The 11,376-nt window shown below is 70.2% G+C and carries 10 protein-coding genes; 5 read left to right on the top strand and 5 right to left on the bottom strand.

Annotation, left to right across the window (positions count from 1 at the left end; translation table 11 throughout):
* The first annotated feature begins 285 nt into the window (after nt 1-285).
* The gene (locus ACBY01_RS16740; protein WP_416462125.1) at nt 286-1,917 is read left to right on the top strand and encodes a sodium/sugar symporter; all 1,632 of its coding nucleotides are present in this window, start codon (nt 286-288) and stop codon (nt 1,915-1,917) included.
* On the opposite strand, the gene ACBY01_RS16745 is transcribed toward ACBY01_RS16740, so the two are convergent.
* Nucleotides 1,899-3,128, bottom strand: coding sequence for an FAD-dependent oxidoreductase (locus ACBY01_RS16745; RefSeq protein WP_416462126.1), 1,230 nt, complete (start codon nt 3,126-3,128; stop codon nt 1,899-1,901). The two genes, ACBY01_RS16740 and ACBY01_RS16745, sit on opposite strands and share 19 nt — an antisense overlap.
* Nucleotides 3,125-4,204 (bottom strand): DNA polymerase IV, encoded by a 1,080-nt coding sequence (dinB, locus tag ACBY01_RS16750; RefSeq protein ID WP_416462127.1) that lies wholly within the window; start codon nt 4,202-4,204, stop codon nt 3,125-3,127. The genes ACBY01_RS16745 and dinB overlap by 4 nt, the downstream gene beginning before the upstream one ends.
* Before the next feature lie 120 nt (nt 4,205-4,324).
* On the opposite strand from dinB, the gene ACBY01_RS16755 reads away from it, so the two are divergent.
* Nucleotides 4,325-4,516, top strand: a complete 192-nt coding sequence (locus tag ACBY01_RS16755) for a hypothetical protein (protein WP_416462128.1) — start codon at nt 4,325-4,327, stop codon at nt 4,514-4,516.
* A gap of 4 nt (nt 4,517-4,520) precedes the next feature.
* On the opposite strand, the gene ACBY01_RS16760 is transcribed toward ACBY01_RS16755, so the two are convergent.
* The 3 genes from ACBY01_RS16760 to ACBY01_RS16770 are packed head-to-tail and all read right to left on the bottom strand — an operon-like array spanning nt 4,521 to nt 7,154.
* Nucleotides 4,521-5,018, bottom strand: a complete 498-nt coding sequence (locus ACBY01_RS16760; RefSeq protein WP_416462129.1) for a DNA-deoxyinosine glycosylase — start codon at nt 5,016-5,018, stop codon at nt 4,521-4,523.
* Complete coding sequence (locus ACBY01_RS16765; RefSeq protein WP_416462131.1) at nt 5,015-6,187, bottom strand: BaiN/RdsA family NAD(P)/FAD-dependent oxidoreductase; 1,173 nt, start codon at nt 6,185-6,187, stop codon at nt 5,015-5,017. The genes ACBY01_RS16760 and ACBY01_RS16765 overlap by 4 nt, the downstream gene beginning before the upstream one ends.
* 4 nt (nt 6,188-6,191) lie before the next feature.
* Nucleotides 6,192-7,154, bottom strand: a complete 963-nt coding sequence (locus ACBY01_RS16770; protein ID WP_416462132.1) for a cation diffusion facilitator family transporter — start codon at nt 7,152-7,154, stop codon at nt 6,192-6,194.
* A gap of 99 nt (nt 7,155-7,253) precedes the next feature.
* Here ACBY01_RS16770 and ACBY01_RS16775 point away from each other — a divergent pair, with 99 nt between their 5' ends.
* From ACBY01_RS16775 to ACBY01_RS16785, 3 genes are all read left to right on the top strand, one after another.
* The gene (locus tag ACBY01_RS16775) at nt 7,254-9,119 is read left to right on the top strand and encodes an ABC-F family ATP-binding cassette domain-containing protein (protein ID WP_416462134.1); all 1,866 of its coding nucleotides are present in this window, start codon (nt 7,254-7,256) and stop codon (nt 9,117-9,119) included.
* A 150-nt stretch (nt 9,120-9,269) separates the two neighbouring features.
* Complete coding sequence (locus ACBY01_RS16780) at nt 9,270-9,533, top strand: hypothetical protein (protein ID WP_416462135.1); 264 nt, start codon at nt 9,270-9,272, stop codon at nt 9,531-9,533.
* A 172-nt stretch (nt 9,534-9,705) separates the two neighbouring features.
* Entirely contained in the window at nt 9,706-11,199 is a 1,494-nt protein-coding gene (locus ACBY01_RS16785) for a S10 family peptidase (protein ID WP_416462136.1), read from the top strand.
* Nucleotides 11,200-11,376 lie beyond the last annotated feature (177 nt).

Below are 11,376 nucleotides of genomic sequence, written 5' to 3' on the forward strand. Positions count from 1 at the left end.
ACCGTTCCGCATACGAGAGCTGTCGGTACCTGGTTCCCATCGCAACACCTCAACCTGGTGTTGCACTTCGTTTGTGAACTCGGGGCATCCATTCGCGCTCCGCTTGCGCTTCCTGCCGGTGCGGCAATGGATCCTGACTTCCGTCAGGATGACGGCTGGGATTTTGGCGCGCAAGCGCCCACCGGACACGCCGCCGCTAGTGACAAGCCCGCCGGTTCGGATACACACGCACCCCAGCATCAACCATCGGCCGCAGGTCGATGCGCTTCAGGGGAGGGTGGCCGGATGGGCCTTGCGACAATCGATCTGGTGGTGGTGATCGCTTATGCGATCGGCATCTTCGGGCTCGCGCAGTATGTCTCGCGCGACAAGGGCGGGCGGGAGAAGGACTCGTCCGACTATTTCCTCGCCTCGAAATCGCTGCCGTGGTGGGCGATCGGCGCGTCGCTGATCGCGGCCAACATCTCGGCCGAACAGATCGTCGGCATGGCCGGCTCGGGCTATGCGATCGGCCTCGCCATCGCCTCGTACGAATGGATGGCTGCGCTGACGCTGCTGATCGTCGGCAAGTTCTTCCTGCCGATCTTCCTGCGCAACCAGATCTACACCATGCCGCAGTTCCTGGAGCAGCGGTACGGCCCCAGCATCCGTACGCTGATGGCGGTGTTCTGGCTCGCGCTCTACGTGTTCGTGAACCTCACCTCGATCATCTGGCTGGGCTCGATCGCGGTCAACCAGGTCGCGGGCGTCGACCAGACGGTGGCGCTGGTCGGCCTGGGGCTGTTCGCGCTGCTCTACCAGATCCGCGGCGGGTTGAAGGCCGTGGCGCTGACCGACATCGTCCAGGTGACGCTGCTGGTGTTCGGCGGGCTGTGCGTCTCGGCGTTGACCCTGTCGCAGATCGGCGGCGAGGGCGGCATCCTCGGCGGCTTCGCCGAGCTGACCCGCCGCGCGCCCGAGAAGTTCGACATGATCCTCTCGCCCGACAACCCCTTCTACAAGGATCTGCCGGGGATCAGCGTGCTGGTCGGCGGCATGTGGATCGCCAACCTCAGCTATTGGGGGTTCAACCAATATATCATCCAGCGCGCGCTCGCCGCCAAGAACCTGGGCGAGGCGCAGAAGGGCATCGTCTTCGCGGCGTACCTCAAGCTGGTGATGCCGCTGGTGATCGTGCTGCCGGGCATCGCCGCGGTGCTGCTCGCGCCCGATCTCGCCAAGCCCGATCAGGCCTATCCGACGATGCTCCAGCTGCTCCCCTCGGGGCTGCTCGGGCTGGTGTTCGCAGCACTCGTTGCGGCGATCGTCGCCTCCACCGCGTCGAAGATCAACTCGATCGCGACGATCTTCACCCTCGACCTCTACGCCAAGCGCCGCGGCGTCCGCAGCCGCGCCGAGGATGCCGCGGGCGACGGCAGCGAGGAGCGCCGGCTGGTGCGCGTCGGCCGCATCGCCGCCAGCGTCTCGATCCTGATCGCCATTGTCGCCGCCCGCCCGCTGCTCGGTGGCGCGGACCAGGCGTTCCAGTTCATCCAGGAATTCTCGGGCTTTTTCACGCCGGGGATCACGGTGATCTTCCTGCTCGGCCTGTTCTGGAAGCGCGCGAGCGAGGCCGGCGCGATCACCGCGGCGATCGCCTCGGTCGCGCTGTCGGTGGTGTTCTGGTTCGACTGGAACGGCGTGCCGGCCCTGTCGGGGCTCGCCGCGCTCAACGCGATCCCGTTCATGAACCGGATGCTGATCGTGTTCTTCGCCAGCCTGGTGCTCGCGATGCTGGTGTCGGTCGCCAGGCCCGCGGGGGCGGAGGCCAACCGCATCCAGTCGGGCGACGTCGACTATCACACCACGGCCAGCTTCAACGTCGCCGCGCTGGGCGTCGTGCTGATCCTGATCGCGCTCTACGCCACCTGGTGGTGACCGGCCGGGCCGTCCGCATCCAGCCCGAGGGGGGCAAGCGGACGGCCCACCAGCCCGGCGACCAGCGCCGCCTGGAGCCGCTCGACCAGCGGTAGCCGCGACAGCGGCGCCACCAGCCGGTCGCGCAGCATCGGGATCGCCACGCCGTCGGACTGGTACACCGGCGTCAGCAGCGCGGTGAGCGCCTGGTACAGCCGCACGTGCCGCCGTCGCAGCGCCACGGTGCGGCTCAGCCCCTCCGCGACCGTCCCGGCCCCGCGCAGTCCCTGCCGCAGCGCATAGGCGTCCATCAGCGCCATGTTGGCGCCCTGGCCCAGCTGCGGGCTCGCCGAATGCCACGCGTCGCCGATGTGGATGAGCCCGGGCTCGGCCGGCCGCGCCAGCGTGCGATGCGCATAGCGCGCAACGGTCAGCTGTTCCGGATCGGTGATTTGCGCCAGCAGCGGCTCGGTCGCCGGCCACAGAGCGCGCACCTCGTCCTTCCACGCCGCCAGCCCCGCCGCGCGCCACGCGTCGAGGCGGTCGAGCCGCAGCGACCAGAACAGCGAGGCTTCGGCCGTGGCGGCGCCGGGGCGGGTGCCGGTCGGCAGTACCCCCACCATCCGGCTGGCGCGGTGGTAGCGTTGCTCCAGCGTGTCGGCGGACAGCACGCCCGCCGCCGGCCAGGCGACGCTGGTCCACAGCGCACCATAGGCGAGCGCACGCCCGGTCGGCGGCGCCAGCGGCGTGCGGCTGCCGAGCGCGTCGACGACCAGATCGAACCGCGCGCCGGTGCTGCCGTCGGCGAAGCGCAGCCGCCGCCCGCCGCCGCTCGCCGGTTCGCTTGCCGCGACCGCGCGGCCGGTCTCGATCGCGATCCCCGCCGCCGTCACCGCGTCGAACAGCAGCGCGAACAGGCTGGCGCGGTGGATGCCGAGGCCGAAACGGTCGCCGCGCATCGCGCGATAGCGGACGTCGAGCACCACCCGGTCTTCGCGGGTGCACCCCAGCAGCCGCTCGACCCGCGCGCCATGTGCTGCCATCGCCTCGGCGAGGCCGAGTTCGCGCAGCACCGCCAGCCCGGTCGGCTGCAGCATCAGCCCCGATCCGATCGGCTTGGGCGTGTCGAACCGCTCGAACAGCGTCACGCGGTGGCCGTCGCGTGCCAGCAGCAGCGCGGCGGCCAGCCCGGCGGGACCGCAGCCGGCGATCGCGACGCTCCGCGGCGTCACGACGCCAGGTCCAGCGCCATCTGCACGCCGGGAGTCTCGGGATCGGGCAGGGGGCCGAGGTTGGAAAGCGTGACACCCAACAGTCGTACTCCCATCGGCAGCGGGTAGAGCCCGCGCACCAGCTCGACCGCGACGGCGTGGAGCGTGGCGCGGTCGGCGACCGGCTCGGCCAGGCTGCGGCTGCGGGTGAGCGTGCGGAAGTCGGCGAAACGGATCTTGGCGGTGACGGTGCGCCCGGAATTGCGGGTCCGCTCGCACCATTCCCACACGTCGTCGGCCATCGCGCGGATGCCGTCTTCCACCGCTTGCGGAGCGGTGAGGTTGGTCGAATAGGTCGTCTCCGACCCCGACGATTTGCGCACCCGGTCGGGCGTCACGGCGCGTTCGTCGACGCCGCGGGCGATCCGGTGGTACCAGTCGCCCGACTTGCCGAAGTGGCCGCGCAGCCACGGCAACTCCCGCGCGCGCAGGTCGGCGCCGGTGTGGATGCCCAGCCGCGCCATCTTCTCGGCGGTACGCGGGCCGATGCCGTGGAAGCGCCCCACCTCCAGCCCCGCGACGAAGGCTTCGCCCGCGCCCGGCGGAATCACGAACTGGCCGTCGGGCTTGTTGGCGTCCGACGCGAGCTTGGCGAGGAACTTGTTGTACGAGATGCCGGCCGAGGCGGTGAGCCCGGTCTCCTCGCGAATGCGCCGGCGGATCTCCAGCGCGGTGTCGGTCGCCGAGGGCAGCCCGGCCAGGTTGGCGGTGACGTCGAGATAGGCCTCGTCGAGCGACAGCGGTTCGACCAGCGGAGTGAACGCGTGGAAGATTGCGCGGATCTGCTGCGACACCTGGCGATAGACGTCGAAGCGCGGTCGCACGAACACCAGCTCGGGGCATTGCCGGATCGCCCGCGCCGACGGCATCGCCGATCGCACGCCGAACGTGCGCGCTTCATAGCTCGCCGCCGCCACCACGCCGCGCCCGCCCGAGCCGCCCACCGCCACCGGCCGCCCGCGCAGCTCCGGCGCATCGCGCTGCTCCACCGACGCGAAGAAGGCGTCCATGTCGACGTGGATGATCTTGCGGGTCATGGCACGCGAACAGGATAGGAACAAAATGCCGCGCTGTCACCCGCTCTTCGCGGCGGGTCGCGCCCCGTGGCGCAACCGGCGCCCTGCTCGACGGTTGTTCCTGGCGAGAGGAGACGGAACATGGCCGACCGCGACACCGAGCAGGACACCGAGCAGAACATGGGGACGCCCCAGCACAACATCTCGACCGAGCACCAGAAGCACGGCGATGCGCGCCGCCCGAGCGACACGCTGGACAAGCCGGCAGGAGCCCCGCCCAAGGACTATGATCCGGTGAACGATGTCGGCAAGCCGCAGCCCGGCGGCGCCTGACGGGTCAGAGATAGGCGGTGAGCACGCTCCACGCCGCCTGCTTGGCGGCGACGCCGACGGTGTGGAGCGGGCTGCTGGAGGGTAGCGCGACGATCGCATAGCCCGCCGCCGCCTCGCCCAGCTGCGCGCGACCGTGGCGCAGCGCCGTGCCGCCGTTGAAGCCGATCGCGCGCAGCCGCGGCAGCGTCGCCACCAGCGCGGCGAGGTCGTTGGCCGCCAGGTCGCGGATCGCCGCATCGCTGCTGCCGGTGCGGCGTGCCTGTGCCACCACGTCCCACAGCCCGATTCCCGCCGCCTGCAACGCCGCCAGCCGCGCGGGATAGTCGAGCGCCGGCAGGTCGACCCCGATCACCGGCGCCAGCAGCCGCCAGAACTGGTTCTGCGGATGCGCGTAATAGCGCCGCTCGGCCAGCGAGCGCTCGCCCGGCAGGCTGCCGAGCAGCAGCACGCGCGTGTCGGCGTCCACCACTGGCGGGAAGCTGCGCTTGAGCGGGTCGCTCACAGCGCCTGGCCCGCCGCCCAGCCGCTCGCCCACGCCCATTGGAAGTTGTAGCCGCCCAGCCAGCCCGTCACGTCCATCGCCTCGCCGACCACGTAGAGGCCGGGCAGGTGGCGCGCCGCCATCGTCCGCGACGACAGCCCGTCGGTCGCGATCCCGCCGACGGTCACCTCCGCCTTGGCGAATCCCTCGCTGCCATTGGGCACGAACTGCCAGTCGCCAAGCCGCTGCTCGGCCGCGCGCAGCGTCGCGTCGCGCTGGTTTCCGAGTTCGCCGTCGATCGCGAGCCGCTCGGCAAGCGTCTCGGCCAGCCGGTCGGGGAGCATCGCCCCGAGCACCGAGCGCAGCCCCGCACGCGGCCGCGCGCGCTTCGCCTCCAGCAACCAGCCCCGGGCGCGGTCGGGCAGAAAGTCGATGCCGATATCCTCGCGGTGCCGCCAATAGGAGGAGACCTGCAGGATCGCCGGGCCGGACAGGCCGCGATGGGTGAACAGCGCCGCCTCGCGGAACGCCGCCTTGCCGGCGCGGGCGACGACTTCGGTGGCGACGCCGGACAGCGAGCGGAACAGCGCATCGTCCGGGGGCAGGGTGAGCGGCACCAGCGCCGGGCGCGGCTCGACCACTTTCAATCCGAACTGGCGCGCGAGGTCATAGGCGAAGCCGGTCGCGCCCAGCTTGGGGATCGACGGGCCGCCGGTCGCGATCACCAGCGCCGGGGCGGTGAGCGTCGCGTCGCCATGGACGACGGTGAAGCGCCCGTCGGCATGGGCGACGTCGCGCACCGGCGCACCCAGCCGGATCGCCACCGCGCCCGCGGCGCATTCGTCGAGCAGCATCGCCACGATCTGCCGCGCCGATCCGTCGCAGAACAGCTGCCCCAGCGTCTTCTCGTGCCAGGCGATGCCGTGCCGCTCGACCATCTCCAGGAAGTCGGCGGGGGTGTAGCGGCCGAGCGCCGACTTGGCGAAATGGCGGTTGGCGGACAGATAGCGGTCGGGCGCGGTGCCGGTGTTGGTGAAGTTGCACCGCCCTCCGCCCGAAATCACGATCTTGCGGCCGGGCTCGGGCGCGTGATCCACGACGACCACCCGCCGCCCGCGCTGCCCGGCGACCGCCGCGGCCATCAGCCCGGCCCCGCCCGCGCCGAGCACGATCGCGTCGAACGTCTCCACCGGCTCAGTCCGCGGCGGGGGCGGGGAAGACGAGGGCGGCGTCCTCGCGCTTTTCGGGGCGGATGTAGATCGAGGTGAGCGCGGGCACCGCCGCCTTCAGCTCGGCCTCGATCTCCTCGATCAGCGTCTCGCCGTCGCCCATCGTCAGCGCGTCGTCGAAGTCGGCGCTGATCGCCACGAACACCGCGTCGGGGGCGGTGTGGATGGTGCGGACGTGGTTGACGCCGTCGATGCCCGGCTTGGCCGCGACGACGTCGTGCACCCGCTCGATCAGCGCCGGGTCGGCACGTTCGCCGATCAGCAGCCCCTTGGCCTCGCGCGCCAGCAGCACCGACACCGCCGCCAGGATCAGGCCGATGATGATCGAGGCGACGCCGTCGATCCGCGGGTCGGCGAACTGGTGGCTCGCCCATACGCCGACGCCGGCCACCACCAGCCCGATCAGCGCCGCCGAATCCTCGAACAGCACGATGAAGCCGGCCGGGTCCTTGGATTCGCGGATCGCCTGCCACCAGCCGCTGTCGCCGCGCTTGGCGTTGAACTCGCGCACCGCGATCGTCCAGGACGTGCCCTCCAGCGCCACCGCGATCCCCAGCACGACATAGTTGATCAGCGGGTCGCTGAGCGGCTCCGGCTCCTGGATGTGCAGATAGCCCTCGTAGATCGAGACGCCGGCACCGACCGCGAAGATCAGCAGCGCGACGACGAACGCCCAGAAATACAGCTCGCGGCCATAGCCGAACGGGTGGTTCGCATCCGCCGGCCGCCGCGCGCGCCTCTGGCCGTAGAGCAGCAGCACCTGGTTGCCGCTGTCCACCACCGAGTGGACACCCTCCGTCAGCATCGACGAGGATCCGGTGATCCCGGCCGCGACGAACTTGGCGACGCCGATCCCCAGGTTCGCGGCGAGCGCGCCATAGAGAACGATGTTGTCCTTGATGTGCGCGCCTGCGCCCTCGCTCGCCATGCGGAGTCCCTGTTGGTGCGAAAGGCTTCAGTGCCTAGGCGCGCCCGCCGGTTCCCGCCAGCCCTCGCAACCCCGGCCCGGGGCTGCTAGGCGGCGGCGATGCTGAACCTCAATGGAATCACGGTGCGCCTGGGCGGCCGGCTCATCCTCGACGGCGTGAACGCGGCGCTGCCGCCGGGAAGCCGCGTCGGCCTGATCGGTCGCAACGGTGCGGGCAAGTCGACGCTGGTGCGCGTGATCGCGGGCGAGCTGGAGCCCGACGGCGGCGCCGCCGAGATGCCGCGCGGCTCGCGCCTCGGCTATGTCGCGCAGGAAGCGCCCGCCGGCAGCGCGACGCCGTTCGAGACGGTGCTCGCCGCCGATACCGAGCGCGCCGCGCTGATGGCCGAAAGCGAGACCACCGAGGACCCGCACCGGCTGGCCGAGGTGCACGAGCGGCTGCTCGCGATCGACGCGCATGCCGCGCCCGCGCGTGCCGCGCGAATCCTCGTCGGCCTGGGCTTCGACGAGGCGATGCAGAATGCGCCGCTCGACGGTTTCTCGGGCGGCTGGCGGATGCGCGTCGCGCTCGCCGCGCTGCTGTTCAGCCAGCCCGACGTGCTGCTGCTCGACGAGCCGTCGAACCACCTCGATCTCGAAGCGGTGCTGTGGCTGGAGGATTTCCTCAAGAGCTATCGCGCGACGATCCTGATCGTCAGCCACGAGCGCGATTTTCTCAACAACGTCGTCGACCACATCCTCCACCTTCAAGGCGGCAAGGCGACGCTCTATCCCGGCGGCTACGACGCGTTCGAGCGTCAGCGCGCCGAACGCATGGCGCAGCTGGAGGCGGCGCGCGCCAACCAGGCGACGCAGCGCGCCAAGCTGCAGGACTATATCGCCCGCAACTCCGCCCGCGCCTCCACCGCCAAGCAGGCGCAGTCGCGCATCAAGGCGCTGGCGAAGATGGCGCCGATCGCCGCGATGGCGGAGGATCCGTCGCTGAGCTTCGACTTCCCCGATCCCGACGAGCTGCGCCCGCCGCTGGTGACGCTCGACATGGCGAGCGTCGGCTATGGCGAGACGCCGATCCTCAAGCGGCTCAACCTCAGGCTCGATCCCGACGATCGCATCGGCCTGTTGGGGCGCAACGGCAACGGCAAGACGACGCTCGCCCGCCTGCTCGCCGCGCAGCTCGCGCCGATGGAGGGCGGGATCGCCGCCTCGTCCAAGATGCGCGTCGGCTATTTCACCCAGTATCAGGTCGAGGAGCTCGACGCGCGCGACACGCCGCTCGAGCACATGACCCGGCTGATGAAGGGCAAGAGCCCCGCCGCCGTGCGCGCGCAGCTCGGCCGCTTCGGCTTTTCGGGCGACAAGGCGACGACGCTGGTCGGCAAGCTCTCGGGCGGCGAGCGCGCGCGGCTGGCGCTGGCGCTCATCACCCGCGACGCGCCGCACATGCTGATCCTCGACGAGCCGACCAACCACCTCGACGTCGACGCGCGTGAGGCGCTGATCCAGGCGCTCAACGCCTATTCCGGCGCGGTGGTGGTGGTCAGCCACGACCGCCACATGCTGGAGACCACCGCCGACCGGCTGGTGCTGGTCGACGCCGGCACCGCGCGCGAGTTCGACGGCAGCCTCGACGACTACATCGCGCTGGTGCTGGGCGGCGGCAAGGCGGACAAGGCCGAGAAGAAGGCCAACAAGAAGGAAGACCGCCGCGCCGCCGCCGAAGCGCGCGAGCGCGCCCAGGCGATGCGCAAGGAAGCGCAGACGGCCGAGCGCGAGGTGGCCAAGCTCACCGCCGAGCGCACCGCCGTCGACCAGGCGATGTTCGCCCCCGCCGACGCCGCGCCGGCGCTCGCGAAGCTCACCATGACCGAACTGATGAAGCGCCGCGCGGAGCTCACCGAGCGGATCGACGCCGCGGAACTGCGCTGGATGGAGGCGAGCGAGGCGTTGGAGACGGCGGCGGGGTAAGGGGGCACGATACCGGCCCTCCCGTCATCCCGGCCCCCGCCGGGATGACGCGGAGAAGGCGAATGGCAGATCGCGCCGACTTGCGATCCCCGGAGAGACCCTTAGCGTTTCGTCATGACCTGCGCACGATGCACTGATCTTTGTCGAAGCGTGATGATCAAACTACCCAAAGACTTTTGGCGCGTGGTCGAAATCGCCAAACGGAAACTGGCCGACAACGCTATTCGTGAAGTTTCTCCCACAGACGGCTCTGTCGTCACGGCGATGCCTTTCGCCGATCTTCAGGAAGGAAGTCCGTGGCCGGACTTCATCGAAGCGGACTTTGCGTGCACGCGGTGTGGGGAGTCGTTCCACCTGCGATGCGAAACCTATCATGGCAGCGGGGGGCGGTGGTGGTGCGGCATCGCAGGATGAAGAGCCACCCGGTTCGGTGAGGTAGATCACAGCCGCACGCGACGCGGCAGGCGTGGGACCGGCGCCGCGCTCGGAACCGCTCCTGCAGTTTCCCACCACCCCGCCATTGCCTCGCCGCCGCCGCGCTGCGACATTCGCGGCCTTGCGAAGGGGAGCCCTGCACTTGCGATCGATTCTGCGCCTATCCGCTGCCACCCTGCTGCTCGCCTGCACGAGCGGCCTCGCCCATGCCCAGACGGCCGAGACCACCACCACCGTCGAGAAGAAAGAGGCCGAGGACGAGACGAAGCCGCCGGCGCTTCCGGCCGACAAGACGATCGGCCAGTCGGCACGGATCGGCGGGCGGACGATCGCGTACAAGGCGACCGTGGGCAAGATCCCGGTGCGCGACGACAAGGGCAAGGAGATCGGCCAGGTCGTCTACACCGCCTATACCGTGCCTGGCCGCGACCCGAGCCGCCCGGTCACCTTCGCGTTCAACGGCGGGCCCGGCGCCGCGTCGGTGTACCTGAACCTGGGGGCGATCGGGCCCAAGCGCGTCCAGTTCGGCGCGCAGGGCGATGCGCCTTCCGACGCGCCGATCGCGCGCGACAATCCCAACAGCTGGCTCGATTTCACCGACCTGGTGTTCATCGATCCCGTCGGCACCGGCTTCAGCCGCAGCTTGGTCGACGAGGCGGAGACCAAGAAGGCGTTCTACGCCAACGATCCCGACATCCGCTATCTGTCGAAGGTCGTGTTCGACTGGCTGGTCAAGGAAGGCCGGCTGCGCTCGCCCAAATACGTCATGGGCGAAAGCTATGGCGGGTATCGTGCGCCGCGCATCGCCTATGAGCTCCAGTCGCAGATCGGCGTGGGCGTGAACGGCCTGATCCTGGTCTCCCCCTATCTCGATCCCGCGTCGGGCGATGGCGCCACCGCGCTGTCGCCGCTGCCGTGGATGATCGACCTGCCGTCGATGGCGGCTGCGCATCTGGAGCGGCAGGGGCGGCTCACCCCCGAGGCGATGGCCGAGGTCGAGGCCTATGTCCGCGGCGACTATACCCGCGATCTGTTGCGCGGACGGTCGGACCCGCAGGCGACCACGCGCCTGTCGCAGCGGGTGGCGGAACTCACCGGGCTCGATCCGGCGTTGGTGCAGAAGCTGGGTGGCCGCGTCGACAGCCGCACCTATCTGCGCGAGATCCACCGCGCCGACGGCACCATCGGCAGCGTGTACGATTCCAACGTCACCGCCTTCGATCCCTTTCCCTGGTCGGCGCAGCAGCAGTCGAACGACCCGATCCTCGACGCGCTGATCGCGCCGACCACCAGCGCGATGGTCGACTTCGTCACCCGCGAGGTCGGCTGGAAGACGGACGCGCGCTACCACGCGCTGTCCTATGCGGTGAACCAGGCGTGGGACCGCGGCAAGCCGGACGACACCCCCGTCACCGACCTGCGCAAGGCGATCGCCAACGATCCCAAGATGCGGGTGATGATCGTCCACGGCTGGGACGACTTGTCCTGCCCGTTCTTCGCCTCGCGCCTGATCGTCGATCAGATGCCGGCGTTCGGCCAGACCGAACGCGTCCAGCTGCGCGTCTATCCGGGTGGCCACATGTTCTACAGCCGCAACGACAGCGGCGCCGCGTTCAAGCAGGATGCGGAGGCGATTTACCGGTAAGGGAGGCTTGAGGGGCGTCGTTCCGCCGCCCCTCCGCCGCCTCTCCACTATCCCGTCGCTCCTCTCCACCTACCCGTCACCCCAGCGGAAGCGGGACATTTGCATAACCGGTTTTTTGGTGAAGCGGTGGCGTGAATGGTGGTTGCGGCGGCGGGAGTGGCGACGCGGCGGGGATCG

The organism is Sphingomonas mangrovi, assembly GCF_047975845.1.
Taxonomy (GTDB): domain Bacteria; phylum Pseudomonadota; class Alphaproteobacteria; order Sphingomonadales; family Sphingomonadaceae; genus Sphingomonas.